20 protein-coding genes are annotated in these 19,447 nt (G+C 42.7%); 17 read left to right on the top strand and 3 right to left on the bottom strand.

The features are described 5' to 3' along the window. Positions 1–42: 42 nt before the first annotated feature. The 9 genes from MKZ11_RS23445 to MKZ11_RS23405 all read left to right on the top strand — a co-directional run bounded on the left by MKZ11_RS23445 (position 43) and on the right by MKZ11_RS23405 (position 10,291). Positions 43–2,019, top strand: a complete 1,977-nt coding sequence (locus MKZ11_RS23445) for a S9 family peptidase (protein WP_340796752.1) — start codon at positions 43–45, stop codon at positions 2,017–2,019. A gap of 211 nt (positions 2,020–2,230) precedes the next feature. After that, positions 2,231–2,764: a DUF6932 family protein gene (locus MKZ11_RS23440; protein WP_340796751.1), complete on the top strand. Its 534-nt coding sequence runs from the start codon at positions 2,231–2,233 to the stop codon at positions 2,762–2,764. A gap of 16 nt (positions 2,765–2,780) precedes the next feature. Beyond that, positions 2,781–3,218: a helix-turn-helix domain-containing protein gene (locus tag MKZ11_RS23435; RefSeq protein WP_340796750.1), complete on the top strand. Its 438-nt coding sequence runs from the start codon at positions 2,781–2,783 to the stop codon at positions 3,216–3,218. Positions 3,219–3,548: 330 nt separating this feature from the next. Next, positions 3,549–4,091, top strand: a complete 543-nt coding sequence (locus MKZ11_RS23430; RefSeq protein WP_340796749.1) for a GNAT family N-acetyltransferase — start codon at positions 3,549–3,551, stop codon at positions 4,089–4,091. Next, complete coding sequence (locus MKZ11_RS23425) at positions 4,088–4,636, top strand: SF0329 family protein (protein ID WP_340796748.1); 549 nt, start codon at positions 4,088–4,090, stop codon at positions 4,634–4,636. The genes MKZ11_RS23430 and MKZ11_RS23425 overlap by 4 nt, the downstream gene beginning before the upstream one ends. Before the next feature lie 802 nt (positions 4,637–5,438). Then, positions 5,439–6,023, top strand: coding sequence for a class I SAM-dependent methyltransferase (locus tag MKZ11_RS23420; RefSeq protein ID WP_340796747.1), 585 nt, complete (start codon positions 5,439–5,441; stop codon positions 6,021–6,023). 836 nt (positions 6,024–6,859) lie between these two features. Beyond that, positions 6,860–6,982 carry a hypothetical protein gene (locus MKZ11_RS23415; RefSeq protein WP_340796746.1) on the top strand — a complete coding sequence of 41 codons (123 nt, stop codon included), beginning with the start codon at positions 6,860–6,862 and terminating at the stop codon, positions 6,980–6,982. A 239-nt stretch (positions 6,983–7,221) separates the two neighbouring features. Then, a complete protein-coding gene (locus MKZ11_RS23410) occupies positions 7,222–7,524 on the top strand; it encodes a late competence development ComFB family protein (RefSeq protein ID WP_340796745.1) in 303 nt (100 codons plus the stop codon). Positions 7,525–8,527: 1,003 nt separating this feature from the next. Next, positions 8,528–10,291 carry a methyl-accepting chemotaxis protein gene (locus tag MKZ11_RS23405; protein ID WP_340796744.1) on the top strand — a complete coding sequence of 588 codons (1,764 nt, stop codon included), beginning with the start codon at positions 8,528–8,530 and terminating at the stop codon, positions 10,289–10,291. Positions 10,292–10,455: 164 nt separating this feature from the next. On the opposite strand, the gene MKZ11_RS23400 is transcribed toward MKZ11_RS23405, so the two are convergent. After that, positions 10,456–11,268, bottom strand: a complete 813-nt coding sequence (locus tag MKZ11_RS23400; RefSeq protein ID WP_340796743.1) for a flagellin N-terminal helical domain-containing protein — start codon at positions 11,266–11,268, stop codon at positions 10,456–10,458. Positions 11,269–11,382: 114 nt separating this feature from the next. Between MKZ11_RS23400 and MKZ11_RS23395 the strand changes: the two genes are divergently transcribed. Beyond that, the gene (locus tag MKZ11_RS23395) at positions 11,383–11,781 is read left to right on the top strand and encodes a flagellar export chaperone FliS (protein ID WP_340796742.1); all 399 of its coding nucleotides are present in this window, start codon (positions 11,383–11,385) and stop codon (positions 11,779–11,781) included. A 281-nt stretch (positions 11,782–12,062) separates the two neighbouring features. Here MKZ11_RS23395 and MKZ11_RS23390 read toward each other — a convergent pair whose 3' ends face one another. Beyond that, the gene (locus tag MKZ11_RS23390; protein ID WP_340796741.1) at positions 12,063–12,839 is read right to left on the bottom strand and encodes an enoyl-CoA hydratase-related protein; all 777 of its coding nucleotides are present in this window, start codon (positions 12,837–12,839) and stop codon (positions 12,063–12,065) included. 148 nt (positions 12,840–12,987) lie between these two features. On the opposite strand from MKZ11_RS23390, the gene MKZ11_RS23385 reads away from it, so the two are divergent. Next, the gene (locus MKZ11_RS23385; protein ID WP_340796738.1) at positions 12,988–14,226 is read left to right on the top strand and encodes an EAL and HDOD domain-containing protein; all 1,239 of its coding nucleotides are present in this window, start codon (positions 12,988–12,990) and stop codon (positions 14,224–14,226) included. 349 nt (positions 14,227–14,575) lie between these two features. Here the strand turns inward: MKZ11_RS23385 and MKZ11_RS23380 are convergent, their stop codons facing one another. Continuing rightward, the gene (locus tag MKZ11_RS23380; protein WP_340796737.1) at positions 14,576–14,686 is read right to left on the bottom strand and encodes a putative holin-like toxin; all 111 of its coding nucleotides are present in this window, start codon (positions 14,684–14,686) and stop codon (positions 14,576–14,578) included. 473 nt (positions 14,687–15,159) lie between these two features. On the opposite strand from MKZ11_RS23380, the gene MKZ11_RS23375 reads away from it, so the two are divergent. The 6 genes from MKZ11_RS23375 to MKZ11_RS23350 all read left to right on the top strand — a co-directional run bounded on the left by MKZ11_RS23375 (position 15,160) and on the right by MKZ11_RS23350 (position 19,435). Further along, a complete protein-coding gene (locus MKZ11_RS23375) occupies positions 15,160–16,005 on the top strand; it encodes a DegV family protein (protein ID WP_340796736.1) in 846 nt (281 codons plus the stop codon). 329 nt (positions 16,006–16,334) lie between these two features. Further along, positions 16,335–17,444, top strand: coding sequence for a DEAD/DEAH box helicase (locus MKZ11_RS23370; RefSeq protein WP_340796735.1), 1,110 nt, complete (start codon positions 16,335–16,337; stop codon positions 17,442–17,444). Then, positions 17,441–18,049, top strand: a complete 609-nt coding sequence (locus MKZ11_RS23365) for a ComF family protein (protein ID WP_340796734.1) — start codon at positions 17,441–17,443, stop codon at positions 18,047–18,049. The genes MKZ11_RS23370 and MKZ11_RS23365 overlap by 4 nt, the downstream gene beginning before the upstream one ends. 20 nt (positions 18,050–18,069) lie before the next feature. Further along, positions 18,070–18,486: a TIGR03826 family flagellar region protein gene (locus tag MKZ11_RS23360; RefSeq protein WP_340796733.1), complete on the top strand. Its 417-nt coding sequence runs from the start codon at positions 18,070–18,072 to the stop codon at positions 18,484–18,486. A gap of 147 nt (positions 18,487–18,633) precedes the next feature. Continuing rightward, the gene (flgM, locus tag MKZ11_RS23355) at positions 18,634–18,906 is read left to right on the top strand and encodes a flagellar biosynthesis anti-sigma factor FlgM (RefSeq protein WP_340796732.1); all 273 of its coding nucleotides are present in this window, start codon (positions 18,634–18,636) and stop codon (positions 18,904–18,906) included. 31 nt (positions 18,907–18,937) lie between these two features. Continuing rightward, complete coding sequence (locus MKZ11_RS23350) at positions 18,938–19,435, top strand: flagellar protein FlgN (protein ID WP_340796731.1); 498 nt, start codon at positions 18,938–18,940, stop codon at positions 19,433–19,435. Positions 19,436–19,447: the final 12 nt, after the last annotated feature.

The following is a 19,447-nucleotide window of genomic DNA, read 5'->3' as shown; positions in this document are numbered from 1 at the left end:
TGTCGAAACAAGTAGATAGGGAAGAAATAAGGGGGAATTACAATGGGAAAACGTAAACTGCAAGTAGATGATTTGTTTAAATTACAGTCTGTGACAGATCCGAAGGTAGCACCGAATGGCAAAGAAGCAGTGTTTGTGAAAACGCATATTGACGAGGAAGACAATAAATATATAGCGAATTTATTTCATCTAGACCTTGCGTCAAACGAAGTGACGCAGTGGACGCATGGCAAAGGGAATGTTTCATCACCCGAATGGTCTGCCGATGGGAAGCAGATTGCTTTTTTATCGGACAGGGAAGAGAAGAACCAATTGTTTATCCTGCAGGCACGAGGTGGGGAAGCACGGAAGGTGACGTCGTTTGAAAAAGGTGTTTCAAGTTTCCTTTGGTCGCCATGCGGCAAGAAGGTTTGGGTGAACGCAATTGTGAAAGAAGGCAAGACGTTCACGGATAAAGAAGAAAAAGATGAAAAGAAAAAGCCAGAACCGTATCGTGCCACAAAAATGAAATACCAGGCGGACGGAGCGGGCCTTTTGCCGCAAGATACATTCCGACAAATTGGCGTTGTCGACATTGAAACGGGAGATGTGACTCAATTCACAGAAGGAAATTTCCACCATGGACTGCAAGCCGTATCGCATGACGGTAAGAAACTAGTTATGGGTGTCAACCGAAATGAGAATCTAGATTTTGAATTCCGCCAGCCGCTATTGATTGTAGACGTGGAATCAAAAGAAGAAACAGTGCTTGTCAATGAAGACGGCTATTTCGGGGGAGCTCAATTTTCTTTTGATGACCGTTACATCGCATACGTAGGTTCGGACCGGGCATTCCAAAACGCGACGCATAGCAATTTGTACGTCTATGACACGCAAGATGGCACGCGCATGAATCTGACAGAAGGCATTGACGCGCCAGTTGGGGATTCCGCCGTTGCGGATCATCTGCAAGGTTCGGGTGCACCATCAGTGGTTTGGACAAAAGACAACTATCTGTATTTCCAACTGTCGACAATGGGTGACATCCGTCTGTACTTTGCGTCACTTGAAGGTGCGTTGTACCCAGCAACGCCTGAAAATGAGCATGTATATGGTTATGATCTTTCAGCTGACGGCGAGTTTGCGCTCATTGCGGTCAGCAATGCCGTCAATCCAGGAGAGCTGTATAAGCAGACAATCGCAACGGGGGAACGGGAAGTACTCACTTCATTCAACAAAACGTATTTGGAAGAAGTTGAACTCGTAGAACCAGAAGCAATTGTCTATAAAGGCGCAACCAATTGGGACGTGCATGGCTGGCTAATGAAACCGGCAGGCTACGTCGAAGGGGAAAAATATCCGTTGATCGTCGAAATTCACGGCGGTCCGCATGCAATGTATGCGAACACGTTTTTCCATGAATTACAGCTATTGGCGGCGCAAGGATATGGCGTGCTATATGCTAATCCACGCGGCAGCCATGGGTATAGCCAGGAATTCGTCGATGCGGTGCGAGGCGATTATGGCGGTGGTGATTATGAAGATATCATGGCCGGCCTTGACAGCGTTATCGAAGAAAATGACTGGATTGACACTGACCGTCTTGGCGTCACGGGCGGGAGCTACGGCGGCTTTATGACAAACTGGATTGTCGGTCACTCGGATCGTTTCAAAGCGGCAGTCACGCAGCGTTCGATTTCGAATTGGATTAGTTTCTTTGGTGTATCTGATATCGGTTACTACTTCAGCGATTGGCAAATCGGCGCTGACATGACGAATGTTGACAAGCTGTGGGAACATTCACCGTTGAAATATGCGAAACATGTAGAGACGCCGCTGCTAATTTTACACTCGGAAAAAGACTTCCGTTGCCCGATTGAACAAGCGGAGCAGCTGTACATTACATTAAAAAGCATGGGGAAAGAAACGGAATTTGTCCGCTTCCCGGATGCTGACCATAACTTATCGCGGACCGGTACGCCGAACCTGCGCGTAGCAAGGCTCGATGAGATAACAGGCTGGTTCGCGAAATATCTATAAACAGAATCAGAAATAAAGAAAAACCAATGCCTCCGTTAAAAAAGGAGCGCATTGGTTTTTTTTCGAAGAACACCTATAAATGGCTACTAGCTACTTAAGCGTATTGCACATTCCTTTTTATTACTGATTGGCCATGTTAATATTAACTTAACATATTTGTTAAGTTATCAAACGCGTTCTTTTTGAATATACTAAAAGGAGAAATCAAATCATGAAATTTAACGAGGAAGGTTTGTTACCACCAAAAGACTATGAATTAACGTTAAGTGAACTGAGGGTATCCATTCTCGTCAAGGGATCACAAAATGAGAATCCATGGGATATGAAATGGCGATTGTTTTTGGTCAATCAGTTGGAAATCATGGCTGAACAGCTTTGGGTGGTGGGGATTAATCAAATTTATATTGACGGGTCGTTTGTAGAGGATAAAGCCCATCCCAATGACATCGATGGTTATTTTGAATGTGAGTTAATGGACTTGGCATCGGGGGAATTGGAACGTAAATTAAACGCCTTAGATCCTTATAAAGTTTGGACTTGGGATAGTAGTAGTCGAAAACCTTATCGTGGTTTTACTAAAAAGCAATTACCAATGTGGCATCGCTATCGTGTAGAGTTATATCCTCATTTCGGTCAGCCATCCGGCATTCGAGATGAACATGGAAATCAACAGCAGTTTCCAGCCGCATTGAGAAAAACAAGGGACTCTTATCTACCAAAAGGTATTGTGAAAATTATTCAATGATGGAGGTGTAAGAAATATGATTAAAACAGAAACAGCCTATAAAAAATCGCTTGAAAAACTTCAAGAGGACAAGTTATTTATTCGAGACCAAAAAAAAGTGTTAGAAGACATGGGATTAACGGAAGAACAAGTGGAAAAGGCGTTGCAACCTTCCATTACCTTCCATGAGCAATTGAAGGAGGAAGTCGTTTATTATGAACGAATTCGGAGAGGCGAATTTGAACCCATCATCAATCTTCACAACTTGGGAAAATCATTAATTGCTTATCGGATTTACGTAGGTCTAAGCCAGCAAGAACTTGCTGATCGCTTAGGCGTATCTGCTTCCCAAGTATCGAGAGATGAACGAAACGAATATTATGGGGCTACGTTAGAACGAGTTCAAGAAGTAATGGAGGCCATGCGTATGGTGGCTAAAATGGAGATTCAGTCTGAGGATTTGTTATTAGAGTGAAATTTCCAAGCGCACAGGCACTCACACAATTCGAATCGTTTCAGAGCAGCTGTACATTACATTAAAAAGCATGGGGAAAGAAACGGAATTTATCGCGTACGGGTACACCGAACTTGCGTATTGCAAGGCTCGATGAGATAACAGGCTGGTTTGTGAAATATCTGCCCCGCATTAACGCGCAGTAAGCCCCTCACATTAAGACAGTAGGTATGACAAGGAATTTCGGTTGAGTGGCAACTGCCCGTAAATGCCCGATAAGTTCAACTAACAATCAGTGGAAAACCATCACTGATTGAAGTTGAACTATATAATCAAATTGGAGGAAAATGATTGAGTTATATAAATGAGGGCGTAACAATACGTCCAATCCAAGAACAAGATTTACAACGAATGTGGGAACTGAGTTTTAAAGATGAAAACCCTGAATGGAAAAAGTGGGATGCACCTTATTATGAACATCAGACAATGACCTATGAAACGTTTCTGGAAAGACGCGATAATATCGTTGCACAAGATGATTATTGGGGCATCGAAGTGGATGGCCAATTAATCGGCATGGTTAGTTATTACTGGGAACATAAGCCGTCCCTTTGGCTGGAGATGGGGATTGTCATTTATGAACCACAGTATTGGAGCGGCGGCTACGGAACGAAAGCGTTCACGATGTGGATTGATCATTTATTCAATGAAATGTCGTTGGTTCGTGTCGGCTATACGACGTGGTCAGGTAATGAACGTATGATTAAAGTCGGCGAGAAACTGGGCATGACGATGGAAGCGCGGTTGCGGAAAGTGCGTTATTGGAACGGGACTTACTATGATTCGATTCGGATGGGTGTTCTTCGCGAGGAATGGGAGTCCCGGCTTTCATGAGGTGGTCGAAGCTGAAGCAGATGGCGGAAGATTTGCTGTGTGAATCACTGAAAGGTCGGGTGCATTATCAGGCAATCGTCCATCGGAAAAGTCATGACCAGACAAGCAGTTTTCGTGTGACATTCGACGGTAAAGAGATTGGCTGGGCATCGGATATTCCCTACGCGATGGAACTGAATCGACGCAGTGACGATTTGCGGGACGAGCGGCAATTGAATTCGTTCCCGTGGCATCTCCACTGGCAGGAATGGGAAGAATCTGAAGACTATAAAGCCTATCATCGTGCATACGCGGATACTGAAACCGAACTGATTGCTGACGAAATTTTCCCGGCATGGGCTGTAAAAGAACTTTTATTCGAATATGTTCATATGCCGTTTGAAGAAGCAGTTGAGCATGAGCATCCATTTGTCAGAGCGATCAGCGTATTCGATAAGCGGTTTGGGAAGAGAAGACTAGCGGAAATCGATTCTGAAAAGGAAAGCGGATTGGTCAAGACGTTTTACGAAATTCGTATAGAAGCAGATTCCAATTCAAAAGAATAGCTAGATATGTTGAATTAAAGAAGCCCATTGAATCCGCTGTGGCGCTCAATAATGAGAGAGTTGTAATTCGGGGTGTGGACTGTAGAACGCTGGGCGCTTTGGGGATGCCTTTCGCCGTAAGCCTGGATTAGCGCTTCGCATCCAGTCTCACGGCTTCGGCGACCCCTTTGCCGCGCCTGCGCTAGGTTGTTCATTATCGAGAGAAATATAATTTTGAGATGTAGATGCCAAGATTATAAGGTGATCACTAGTTGATACTACTTATATTCAAGAAAGGCGAACTCCAGGTTGCAGATTTCATCACTGCTAATGGAATGCGCTTTCTCACATAGACCATCCAGCGCAGGCGCGACTTCGTGGTAGCCGGAGCGATAAGACTGAAAGTGGTCTTCTTTCCGGCTTATTGCGGGAGGCATCCACAAAGCGCCGTAGCGATTCAATGGCATTCTTAATTCAATTTATATAGAAGCAAACTGCGATTGAAGGATGTATGGACTTTTCGCCCCCGCTGCGATAGGACACTTGAATTCGTACCTGAAAAAGTTCTTCCCCAGATAGGATTTTTTGGGGAGCTTTTTTTCTTGTCGTTTAAAACTGAGAGCCAAAAAAGCTCAGACATATGAAATGGATTCAGGTAATAAAACTTTACAGGAAGGTATATTTCAATTAGAATCTCAATTAGGGATATTAAGTGTCTCCAATAACCATTTAGATAAAACTATGTGTGAAGTATAAATACATTTTCGTTTTTCTAAAGTTAGTCGCTAGAAAAAATAAATAATAAAAAGGGGAATATGTAGATATGGCTCAAAATAATAGTGACAAATTAACAAGAAAGATCAATATACTAGAAAATGCGGATAGAAAAGATAATTTTCCAGCAGAAGACTTGTTAAAATTGCTACCAATAAAGAGATCTAACAATATCTTAGACTTAGGTGCAGGAACAGGTTATTTGGCACTTCCTGCAGCCAAACAAATTGACGGTATTGTTTATGCATTAGATTTAGATGTGGATATACTTAATTATTTGGATTCGAAATCCAAAGAAGAAAAACTAGGTAATATTAAAACGGTAGAAGGCAGTTTTGATAATATTCCACTGGAAGATAACACAATTGATATTGCCTTAGCGTCTTTAGCATTACATGAAGTTAATCCATTATCCAATACGTTGAAACAAATAAACAGAGTACTTATAGAGAATGGATACTTATTATGTGTAGAATTTGAACAAAAAGAAGCATCTAATAGTCCGAGAGTACATTCATCAGTAATGGAACAAGAATTACTAAATGCAGGATTCAATATCAAAGAAAAAATATTTCCTTCTAACAAAGTTGCGAATGAAGCATTATATATTTTCATTGCTCAAAAACAAGGATAATGAAGTATATATGTTGAATTAAAGAATCCCATTGAATCTGCTGTGGCGCTCAATAATGAGAGAGTTGTAATCCGGGGTGTGGATTGTAGAACGCTTGGCGCTTTGGGGATGCCTTACGCCGTAAGCCTGGATTAGCGCTTCGCATCCAGTCTTACGGCTTCGGCGACCCCTTTGCCGCGCCTGCGCTAGGGTGTTCATTATCGAGAGAAATTTGAATTTAAGATGTATATGCCGAGATTATAAGGTGATTACTAGTTGATACTAATTATATTCAAGAAAGACGCACTCTAGGTTGCAGATTTCATCACAGCTAATGAAATGCGCTTTCTCAGATAGACCATCCAGCGAAGGCGCGACTTCGTGGTAGCCGGAGCGATAAGACTGAAAGTGCTCTCCATTCCGGCTTATCGCGGGAGGCATCCACAAAGCGTCGAAGCGGTATGGGCGGGAATTCCAACTTATTCCAAGCGTCGTTTTCAGTGTTCTCCCAAAACCCCCTGTAAAGCGCGTATGCCGTATTCATTTGTTCAACATATATATAGACATTTAATTTAAGAAAAAAAGCATTTAAGTTACTTAAACCTAAGAAATACCGGATCTTACTATTAAATTTACGAGGACTACAATGTAATAAGCCCAACAAATAAGTCGATTCCTTAGCGTACAGGAATTCGGCTTATTTAGTATGAATTTTTGCTGTGGCTACCCCTGTTTAGGTGCCTTCATTCAGCCTATACACTGGATCCAATACTTCAACTTATACAGATAGCCATTCGGGAAACTAGGGATGGCTGTTTTGTATTTCAAGAGTAGGCTGGGTATAGCAGGAGAGACTTATGATTGGTCATCGAAGTTATATGATTGGTCGAGGAAAGGATAGGAGCGGTAGTTGGAATTATATAGTCGGTCTAGTGGGAGATACGGTCGGTTCGCCGAGTTATATGATTGGTCTGGCATGATATATGATCGGTCCCCCGAATTATCTGTCAGTTTTTTGATGGGAGACTGAATAATCAACATACCTGAATCCTATCACTATGTACTTAGACTTAGTCGAATTTAAACGGATTGAAGTGTATAAAGGATTCATTAGGTCATTTAGCAGGGGATAAACCATTGGAGAAATGATATGATTAATGGGAAATGGTGGATAAAAGGGCATAACGAAACAGTCCATCAACTACTGGAGCGTGAATAAATGGCTTTATATAATGTAATGGAAGAAGTCGTCCGCGACGTATTGGTGCAATACAAAGACAAAATGCAACTCACTTGTCAGTGTGATCGATGCATGAATGATATTATGGCGATTGCGCTTAACGAATTGCCGCCGCGCTACATTGCAAACGAGGAATACGGACCTTATGTGAGGGCTGCACATGTGGCAGATCGCCAAGGTGCGACGAATATTATATCGATCGTGACAAAAGCGGCAGCATTTGTTTCAAAAAGTCCACGCTGTCCGGCTATGAACCCTGCTATGCCTAAACAAACTGAATAACTTCTAAAAGCCTAGCAATTTTTAAGGATGACTGCGATAGGATTCATGGTCCTTAAGAATATACAAGGAAGAGACGACTTCACATTCGATATTTGAATGTGAGGTCGTCTTTTTTGAAAAGGTAAGAAAGTATAAGATTTTGAATCTGGAGCAGTGTCTAGCTCCAGCGCCTAGAGTCTCGGGTCATAAGCAATCCAGCTACACGGCAAAGATCGCCGCTTCGCCGGTCCGTCTTATGCCTGTCGCCTCTACCAAGGCGTTTGCGCTTTTCTTACTGTCTAGCTCCAGCGCCTAGCCCCTCAGGTCATAAGCAATCCAGCTATGTGGCAAAGACCGCCACGTCGTGCCTGCAGGATGCAGGCATGCAGTCGTTGCGACTAGGACGTCGCGAACTTAGACTGCCTTCATTTATCGACTTATGCCTTTCTGGTCTACCAAGGCGCTTGCGCTTTTCTTATGCTACAGAAATTATAATACTTTGTAATATGAATAATTGTAAGTTAGTGATATTGCTTCTAGATTTCAGGTGCCAAATATCTGAGTCTTTAGCCATTTGACTGTCGAACACTTTCCCGAAAACGATAGCTCAGCTTATACTTAATCCCTTAATTTCAGCATCCTATGAAATTAAGAGAGCTACTATTTTAATAGATAGAAAGGGGTCTAGAATCCTGATTTTATTGAACTGCAATCTAGCTTTAAAATCGAGGATCAGAGTTGCTCATTACTAAGTTCGAGCAGAATGAACAATTTATTTTTTTGAATGTTAACGTTATAGAACTTATTGCCGATAAAAGTGAGGTGCACAACTAAGATATGAATGTTAAAAAGTAATTCTAGATGGAGGAGTTTTGCTGTAAATGGCTGAAAAAGAGGGTTTTAATTTTGTGAATTTCTGGTATTTACATCGGGTAATGGGATTTATTCTATTTTGAAAAAGTAAATGTAAATTGAGTCACTTGCCGTAGAAGTGTGCTTTTTTAATGAAAACTATATAGAGAAGGTGTCCTTATTGAAATTATTTAATTTCTTTTCATCAACAATTAAAATGAAACTGATTACTATTTCTTTCTTACTACTATCTATTCCCTTAATCATTACAGGTACGTTTGCATATCAGAAAAGTAAAACTGGTTTAGATGATTTGGGAGCAACAAATTTAAAAAATAGTGTAGAAATGACCATTTTGTTAATAGAGGCACTTAATAAAGAAGTTGAAAAAGGGGACCTGTCCTTAGAAGAAGCGCAAGAAAATGTGAAAGTCTCCATTTTAGGTGAAAAAAATACCGATGGAACCAGACCCCTCAATCCAAACCTTGAATTGGGCAAAAACGGGTATATTTTTGTGTTAAATCAAAAGGGAATTGATATAGCACATCCGAGTATGGAAGGTACTGATACATGGAATTCCGTAGATTCTAATGGTGTGAAATTTGTTCAAAAAATAATTGACATCGGAAATAATGGTGGAGGTTTTACTTTTTATGAGTGGCCATTACCGAATACAAAAAATCAAATTGAACCAAAGGTAACATATTCGAAGGTAGATCCACATTGGGGATGGGTTGTAAGTGGCAGTACCTACATGATGGACTTTAATCAGCCAGCTAAAGAAACGTTGAATTTAGTTTTATTGGTTATAGGAGTTTCCTTGTTTTTGGGAGTCTTCATTATTTGGCTTTTTGCGAATAACATTTCTAGACCGCTCAATATGGTGTCTGGACAAATGAACCATCTTGCAAATGGTAACCTAACTCTCGAACCATTACCAATAAAATCAAAAGACGAAATTGGCCAACTCGGTCATGCGATGAATCAAATGCAAAAGGGGCTAAAGGAAATGATTCAAAATGTATCCAATGCCTCTGAAACGATTACTACTCAAAGCGAGGAATTTACTCAATCTGCAAATGAGGTAAGACAGGGTGGAGAACAGATTGCGACGACGATGCAGGAACTATCATCAGGTGCTGAATCTCAAGCCATGAGCGCCACAGCTCTTATCGAAATGATGGAAGATTTTAATGTGAAAATTGAAGTATCCAATAAATTTGGAGATGAGATTGAAAAAACATCTGATTCAGTATTAATTATGACCGGGGAAGGCCGTGTCTTAATGGACCAATCAGTCACGCAAATGGAGAGTATCCATCAGAAAGTAACTATTGCGGTGGAAAACGTAAAGGGATTAAATAGCCATACGAAAGAGATTTCTAAGCTTATTCAAGTAATCCAAGAAATTGCAGATCAAACTAATCTATTAGCTTTAAATGCGGCAATTGAAGCAGCAAGGGCAGGTGAACAAGGTAAAGGATTTGCCGTGGTTGCGGCAGAAGTGAAAAAGTTGGCTGAACAAGTATCTGATTCAGTTGGGGGGATTACGAATATTGTGGATCGTATTTTGCTCGGTTCAGATGATGCAGTAAATTCATTGCAGTCTAGCTATGATGAAGTAGAAAATGGAACTAAACATATTAAAGTAACTGGGCAAACATTTGGTGCCATTAATGAATCAGTGATAGAGATGGTTGGAAAAGTACAAAATATTTCTCGGAATCTGAGGGTTTTGACAGATTATAGTGTGGAAATGAATAAATCTATTGAAGAAGTGGCAGCCGTAGCAGAGGAATCAGCTGCTGGAGTTGAGCAAACCGCCGCTTCGACACAACAGTCCAGTAGCTCAATGGAAGAAATAGCTCTTGGAGCGGATGAACTCGCATCCCTGGCAACACGATTGAATGAACAAGTTAATAAATTCAAATTATGAACACCATCACTATTATCAAATGTTTGGGATTAACCGCTATTCATAAATCAAGGAGATAGTCCTTAAACTTAATGAAGTTAGTTGTGATAGTGGGTCTAATCGTGACCAAAAGAAGAGCACATAGTTAAAAAAACGGACACCATCATTCACTGATGGTGTCCGTTTTATTTTGAAAATAAGCTTAGTACGCCCTGCACATTCTGATTGACGTGGTTGACCAAGAGGTGGTCGCCTTTTTGACGAATATCGCCAGAAATGAAATTCATCATTTCCTTTGCCATATCTGTATCTTCAAAAAGGGAAAGGGATTTTGTTAAATTGTTTTCGAACACAATTCCGTTGCGCAAGTGATGCTCAATTGCTTCCATATCAGAGCCGATAGCTGTCAGGTGGCCTGTCACTTTTCGCATAGCTCCATCAATTTTCGTGATCAGTGCTTCGGCATCTTCACGAGTCACCAATGTAGCATCATCAAGTCCCAACGCTTTCGTACTCATGTCCACCAGATTGATGTTGATTTGCTGGTAGGGATTTGCGCCGACTTGGAGGGTAAGCGTCGTATTCTCACCAAGGATTTTCTTTGTATTGAATTCCATTTTCCCTGCTGTATCATCGATAGCTCCCAGTAATTGGACTAGCTCTTTCTCACTAGTCACGCGGTCATTATCCGTCAATGTACCATTGGCATTCATGACTGCGAGTTCACGCGCGCGTTGCAATAAGTCGTTAACATTATTCAGCCCACCATTGACAGACTCAAGGACGGACAAGCCATCTTGCATATTGCTTTGCGCTTGTGAAAGCCCTCTAACTTGTGCACGCATCGTTTCCGAAATAGAAACCCCCGAAGCATTATCGCTGCCTTTTGCAATTTTTAACCCCGAGGAAAGCTTTTGAAGACTTTTCTCAATTTCAGTGGCATTGCGATTTGCTCGGTTCGTCGAAAAAGCGATCTGTTCCTGACTGTTTATTCGCATTCTCTCACTCCTAGCTACTTTTAATTCCAACTACTCCCTCTCTATATCGGCAAATTGCCTTATAAATGAACATTTATTACCGATAATAAGGAAAAGATAGATGGAGTGAAGACAGTGGATGTAAAAAAAGCGGCAGAGCGCTATCAGCAAACGAATTATGCGACGCTCTCCACAATCGAATACGTCCTGTTGTTGTTGAATGAATGCCTGCATTATGTAGCTATTGTCGAAACAGCAGTTCGAACTGAGGATATAGAAGAACTATACGAATATATATCAAAGACGCAGCACTTACTCTTTGAATTAATGGCAGCAACCAATACACAGCCGACAGAGGGGAAACGCCTATCGTCATTTTACGCGTATCTCAACCAATGCCTGGTGGAAGTCCGTCTCAATAAAGAGCCAGATAAATTGGAGATGGTAAAGCAGCATCTCGAGGAACTGATTGAATCATGGGAAGTCGCAAAACAAAAAGGCCGCATAGAAAAATATACGACCCCGTGGATATAAGAAAAGCGCAAGCGCCTATGTAGACCCGAAAATCGCTGGAGGACCTTAAGATAAAGGCGTTCTTTGCCTTTAACTTAAGGACTGAAGCGACTCGAGGGTCTAGGCGCTGGAGCTAGACAATAAGCAAAGCGCAAGCGCCTATGTAGACCCAAAAATCGCTGGAGGGCCCTAAGATAAAGGCGCTCTTTGACTTTAACTTAAGGACTGAAGCGACTCGGTACACTTTCAAGTCTAGAAATCGACGCGAGTAGAAAAAATGTCTTTTTTACCTTTTGACTAACTTATTTCCCCGTAAACACAGGCTTCCGCTTCTCAGAAAATGCATTCAACGCTTCAATACGATCCTCTGTCGGAATTGTAAACTCATATGCTTTTCGCTCAATCGCAAGTCCCGTCTGCAAATCTACGTTCATGCCGTGTTTAATAGCAAATTTCGCTTGCTGTAAGGCAATCGGGCCGTTTGCAAGGATGGAATCCGCAAAATCGGCTGTTTCGCGGATCAGATCTTCAGGCGCAGCAGTTTTTGTCAGTACACCATAGCCAAGCGCTTCAGCTGCTGACATTTTACGTGCAGTCAAAATAAGTTCAAGCGCTTTTGCTTCGCCGATTAAACGGGGAAGCCGCTGCGTTCCGCCCGCTCCCGGAATAATTGCAAGTCCCGTTTCCGTCAACCCCATCAGTGCAGTGTCGGCTGCAATCCGGAAGTCGCAAGCAAGTGCCAGTTCCATGCCACCTCCGAAAGCGAAACCGTTCATCATCGCGATCGTTGGTTGTGGCAAATTCTCAATTGCGGAGAATACCTCTCCAATTTTATATACATTCCGCTTCACTTGTAGCTCTGTAAGTGTTTTACGCTCTTTTAGATCAGCCCCCACGCTGAATGCACGATCACCTGATCCAGTGAAAATAACGACGCGGATATCTGGATTGATGCGAATTGATTCGGTAATCTGTCCAAGTTCGACCAACATATCATAGTTAAATGCATTCATCGCTCCTGGACGATCAAGCGTCACAAAAGCAAGATTCCCCTTTTGTTCATAACGAATTGCTTCCATTATTAAAATCCTCCTTAAGTAAACATATTACTAACTAGAACATACCATTTTTAAGGGAGTGTTGCTATTCTAATTAATTGTATTATTTTGTAGTTATACTGGTAAACTAGTCTTTTTTTGCTATACTACTAGTAACGGGGTGAGTATTATGAACGACATGAATATATTTGTTGGCAGACAGCCAATATTAGACCGAAATGGAGATATTTATGGATATGAACTGCTATACAGAAACAGCGATAAAAACTACTTTCCGAACGTAGATCCCGAACTTGCGACGATCGGGTTAATCGTTAACACTTTCCTCACAATTGGAATCGAGAAAGTCGCGGGAAACAACTTGTCATTCATCAATTTTACAGGCGAATTGCTTGCACAAGATATTTTTTCAAGCCTCGACCCTGACCAGGTTGTCATTGAAATTTTGGAAAACGTCGAAATTACCCCTTCGCTGCTAACTAAAATGCGATCATTGAAAGAAACAGGTTTCAAGTTGGCACTAGATGATTTTATCCTTCAAGAACAATATAGTGTACATAGTGACTTATTCCAACTTATCGATTACATAAAGGTCGATTACTTGGATACGACGCCGGCCGAGCGATTAGAAATCGAAAAGTTCATTAAAAAGTATCCATCTATCGTGTTGCTTGCCGAAAAAGTTGAAACAGAAGAAGAGTTTGAGGACGCAAAAGCATCAGGGTACACCTTATTTCAAGGTTATTTCTTCTCCAAACCGGAAATTGTCAAAGGAATCGAAATCCCAACAAACGTCAGCCTTCATTTTCAAATTATTGAGCGGCTCCATACAGAAACACCGGATATCGACGAAATCGCGGAACTCATTATGCATGACATCTCTTTGACCTATAAACTGCTAAGGCTGATTAACACCCTTGCATTTAACGTTCCGAAAAAAATTAGTTCTATCAAACAAGCCATCGTTATCATTGGTCTGCGTGAAACAAAAAGATGGATACAAGTTCTGGCCCTACGAGAGATCGGGGACGGTTCAGGGAATGGCCGTACAAAAGCGCTGGCCGATTATTCACTGACACGGGCGAAGATGTGTGAACTGTTAGCGATGCATGATAAGAAAAGCAATTCTGAGGAATACTTCCTTGCCGGCATGTTTTCACTGATTGACATCATCATGAAGCGGGACTGGGATTCCGTATCGCAATTCATCCCATTGTCAGACGAAGTCATGCGCACAGTAAAAGGGGAGCAGACAGAAATGACCCCGTATCTTCAACTTACTAAAGCGGTTGAGTGCTTTGACTGGAAACGTATCAAGCGGCTAACTGCGGAAATGGGCATCACGCAAACGGAATTGAGCAAATATTCATTAGAAGCACATCACTGGACACAAAGCTTGCAGCAATAAACCAGGCTTCCCGCTCGTGTTTATGAATGTGGGGGAAGACTTGCACTAGTACTTTGTCAATGAGTTATTTCGCGGTCGCAGGGTTTAGTGAATTCGTAGTATGGTTCTCTAAGTTTCTCTTTGTAAGCACTTAGTAACGCAGGTTGCATAGCCATGAAAGAACATCGAACTATTTTTCATGCATTTTTTTCGTCTAAATGTGGTATAATGAGGATATAATAAAAAATGACCAAGTGCGATAACACTCGGTCGGTGCAGTACATGCCGCGAGAAAGAGCGGCTAGCCAAGTAAGTAAAAGATGTTTAGCTCAAAGAGTAATCACCTACAATCCTGGCAGGGAGAGGGCGGTTACTTTTTTTTGTTGGTGGCAATTGCGATGATTGCAGCCACAGCTGTTATTGCTGTGGCGAGGAATATACCAAATTGAAAAAGCATATTCATTGCATCGTAAGTTACCATATATAAACACCCCCTTTCTCATGGTAAGGGAGTGCCAACCGCCTGTCCGCTTTATGTAACTGCAAGACTTAGTTTACCATTTTCAGGCTGTAAAAGCGATGGCGTTCTTCGTCTATGTTTAACCTCTAAACGGTGTAGTGTACGGGGTAATTATACCAATTTAATAAAGGGAATGAAGAGGCGCAGATGACATAGTCAAAGTAGATGTGACTAAACATTCATTCATTCATTCATTCATTCATTCATTCGCTCGCTCGCGCAATTGTAGTGTATCTTGTTATAGTTTCGTGTATTAGACAAGTCGTAGAGTTGACTAGAATTGTCATATAGTCTGTAATTTTTCTACGTATAGCTCGACCTTGGTGTCATACTGTTATTCGGACTCACTCTACAGTGTCCACGATTACCTTACACATTTAAATACCTATTTCACCTCATTTTAGGTAGAATAGATGATAGGAGTTGATGTGAATTTGAAAACAGCAATTGTTACGGATAGTACGGCCTATTTGCCTGCACATATAATGAAAGAATTAGACATTCGGATGATTCCGTTATCAGTGACATTGAACGGGGAAGCGTTCGATGAGGAAATTGATATCCTATCACCCGATTTTTACGATAAAGTACGAGGAGACGGACCGCTGCCAAAGTCTTCACAGCCACCAATCGGCAAATTCGTTGAACTGTTCGAGTCACTGAAAGGCACGTACGATGCAGTTATTTCCATCCATTTATCAAGCGGCATCAGTGGAACATATGCAGGTGCTGGGCTAGCAGGCGATATGGTGGAAGGCCTGGATGTTTATCCATTCGACTCGGAAATCTCCTGCTACATGCAAGGCTTTTACGTACTTCGCGCTGCGGAACTTGCGAAAGAAGGAATGGCACCCGATTTAATCATCGCTGAGTTGGATGAAATGAAACAGACGATGCGCGCTTATTTCATGGTGGACGACCTGACACATCTGCAACGCGGTGGCAGACTCTCCGCTGCACAAGCACTGATTGGGGGACTTCTCCAAGTAAAACCATTGCTCCATTTCCAAGACAAAGTGATTGTGCCGTTTGAAAAGATCCGGACACGCAAAAAAGCGATGAAACGGATTGTGGACTTGTTAACGGAAGATGCAGCAAAAATGCCGCTCGAGGCGGCAATCATTCACGGCAACCGGCCGGAAGATGCCCAAGTATGGCTAGCAGCCCTCTCAGAGCAATTACCGGATGTGAAATTCACCGTCAGCCACTTTGGACCCGTAATTGGTACACATTTAGGGGAAGCATCAATGGGGCTTGGATGGGTAAAAAGAAAGGTCTAAGCGGTTGCTTAGACTAGACAAAAGAAGAACGTTATAAACAAAGAATTGAGGTGATGCAAATGACAAATACTTTCGATCCGTCAGTCAGGGACTTCCTGGCTGGCCGTATTTGGCTTCGCTTGCACACCCCTTTTCCAATTGAAACAATCGATGCCCACATTACATCCCGGCATATCAAAACCATTCAAGGCATCACATCAACCAAAGCCTATGCCCATCAAACCAAACACTTCTGCAACCGATGTGAAAACACCCTTCTATCCCGCTTTACAACTTTCGACTGCGCAAAATGTGAAGGTCCTTGCACGTATTGCAGGCACTGCCTCAAAATGGGTCGTGTTTCAACATGTACGGAACTGATCGTCTGGAATGGAGAACAGCCGATATACCCGACAGCCCACATCATTGCTTGGCAAGGTACACTTACACCGCGACAACAGAAGGCATCCAACGAACTGACAGCTAGCAATTCCAAACGCATCCCACATCTTATCCATGCCGTCTGCGGTTCTGGAAAAACAGAAATCCTATTCGAGCCAATTCACAAGTTGTTAACAGAAGGTAAACGGGTTTGCATCGCTGCCCCCCGTGTAGATGTCATTCTAGAACTAGAACCGCGCCTCCGTGCGGCATTTCCGCAAACAGCAATCGACGCGTTATACGGCGGGGCAGAAACAACAATGCAATCTGCCCAACTCATCCTCGCAACGACACATCAGCTTTACCGTTTCCATCACGCCTTTGATGCCATTTTCGTCGATGAAGCGGATGCATTTCCATATACAGCCGAGGAAACATTAAGAAGAGCCGTTCGAAAAGCAGCGAAACCGGGAGCGCCCGTCCATTTCGTCACCGCTACACCGTCGGACAAACTACTGGCCGACATTAAAAAGACCGGACAAGTTTCAACCATCAATCATCGATACCATGGACATCCATTACCTATCCCGCGGTATGACGCCTTATGGAATTATGCAAAACATATTCAAAAAGGGAAGCTGCCGAAAAAACTAGCCAACTGGACAGAAGAGCGACTATGCCGAAAAGAACCATTTCTTATCTTCTTCCATCACATCGTCCTCATGGAGCAAGCGGAACCGCTATTCAAAAAACTGGACGCACGTATTCACGCTGTCCATGCATCGCATCCCGATCGGAAAGAACATGTCCAAGCACTGCGCAACAAAGAAGTACCCGGTCTTTTGACAACGACAATCTTAGAGCGTGGCATCACCATCCCAAACGTCCAAGTCGCCGTCGTCGGTTCGGAACAACTCATTTTCAACAAAGGCGCACTTATCCAAATTGGCGGCCGTGTCGGGCGTTCCGTGCAACATCCAACAGGCGATTTCGTCCTCTTTCACCACGGCATCACTTATGCGATGGACGAAGCGAAAAACGAAATCATCCAGTTGAATAAAGGAGGTGTTCGCTCATGAACAGTTGTCTCCTTTGTGAAACACCGATTGCCTCAAACCCGTCATGGCAAGCCCTTCTCGGACTCGATCAGCAGACGAATATCTGCCAAGACTGTTCAAAAAAGTTCCAACATGCCGACATAAAGAATGAAGAACCTTTTTTGGATCAAGTTACTTCACTCTATAAATACAATGAAGCGATGCGTGAATACCTACACCAATTCAAATTTCTCCAAGATGTCGCATTAGCAAGCGTCTTCGCAAATGAACTGCGCACATACTTAACAGGAAACGCTACAATCGTCCCAATCCCGATGCATCCCGAAAAAAGGATTGCGCGGACATTTGCCCATGTCGATGAACTGTTAAAAAGCGCCCGCGTACCTTTTACGCATCTGCTTGAAAAAACGGGTACCGAAGCAATGGGGGAGAAATCGAAAGAGCAACGGCTTGCAATGGAACCGCTATTCAAACTTAAACCAAAAATGATAATTCAACCAGGCACATACAGATTAGTCGATGATATTTATACAACCGGCACTACGCTCCGTCACGCGGCAACCGTTTTAAAAGAAGCAGGTGCCACGCGTGTCGAAGCAGTCACACTAATCCGTGCAGAACGATGAAATGACAGGAGATGGACCAAATGGCAGAACTGCGAGATTGCCCAAGATGCGGCGAGTTTTTCAACTTTACAGGGATAAGGGAAGTTTGCGCGAAGTGCGCTGCGGATGAGGAGAAAATGTATGAAGTCGTATACCGTTTCTTGAGACGCCGCGAAAACAGGGCGGCGACAATTGAACGAATCGTCGAAGTAACTGGCGTCACCGAAACCCTGCTTCACCAATGGGTACGCAAAGGACGACTTCAGCCGGCTTTATTTCCAAATCTCGGTTATCCATGCGATAATTGCGGTAAACTAACGAACACAGGGAAACTATGTGTCGGCTGTACGGCAGATATTAAAAATGGCTTGAGAACGTTTGAGGCGGCGCAGGAATTCAGGGATGCAGTCGATGCAAATGACAAAGCAACCTACCACGCGGAGCGTAAACGAAATTAGAAAGAAAACCGGCAGTTTTGACTGACCGGTTTTTCCTATCTATAAAGCGCTTTCGCTTTTCGTTCAAAAGACCCTAAACGTTCACGAATTTATGCCGAAATAAAGGAAGAAGAGTCACATACCATTTAAACATTCAACGAAAGGAGCATGATGAAGATGAAAATCGAAAAGTTCAATCTCCCTGCCATTAACCCGTACAAAGCGAATCAGCTGAAGGCGGAACAGACAGAGCAGAAAGCAAAAGTGAAAACAGACAAACTCGAAATTTCATCCGAAGCAAAACAACTGTCGGAAAAGTCATCATTTACTGTAGAAAGAAATGAACGCGTCCAAGAATTGAAAGCGCAAGTGCAAGCGGGAACGTACGAAGTTAATCCCGAGCAGCTCGCTGCCAACTTGGTTAAATACTTCAAACCGTAAAAACTGAGTGCTATGAAAGTAGGAAGAAAACATGTCTATCACAACTATTCTGGCGTCTCTCGACAGCCTAGAAAAACTTCATAGAAGTCTGCTGAGACTCGCATATGATAAGACTGGACTCATCAAGAACGGGGACATGGATGAACTCGATCAGCTGCTGAAAGACGAGCAGGCACATTTGGCTGCCATCGTACAGATGGATACTCAAAGGCAACTTACTGTATCTCAATATTTAACTGATCAAGGACGATCAGTGCCGCTCAATCCGACCGTCACCGACTTGCTCGACGTCGTACCGGAAGCGGACAAGAAAGGCCTTGAGGAGGCGAGGGACCGTCTCCTGCATGCGATTCATGACCTGAAATGGCAAAATGATTTGAACCAGAAGCTGACCTACCAGTCCCTTCAGTTCGTGAATCTGTCGCTGGACATGGTCCGGCCACGCCCGGAATCAGTCAACTACTCAAAAACAGAAATTAACGGAAACAAAGTATCTACTAAACAAACAACCTTTGATACAAATGCCTGAGGGGGAAAAATA

The organism is Sporosarcina sp. FSL K6-1508 (genome assembly GCF_038007465.1).
Lineage (GTDB): Bacteria > Bacillota > Bacilli > Bacillales_A > Planococcaceae > Sporosarcina > Sporosarcina psychrophila_B.
Note: the sequence above shows the minus strand (reverse complement) of the source record. Positions and strands in the feature narration are given on the sequence as shown.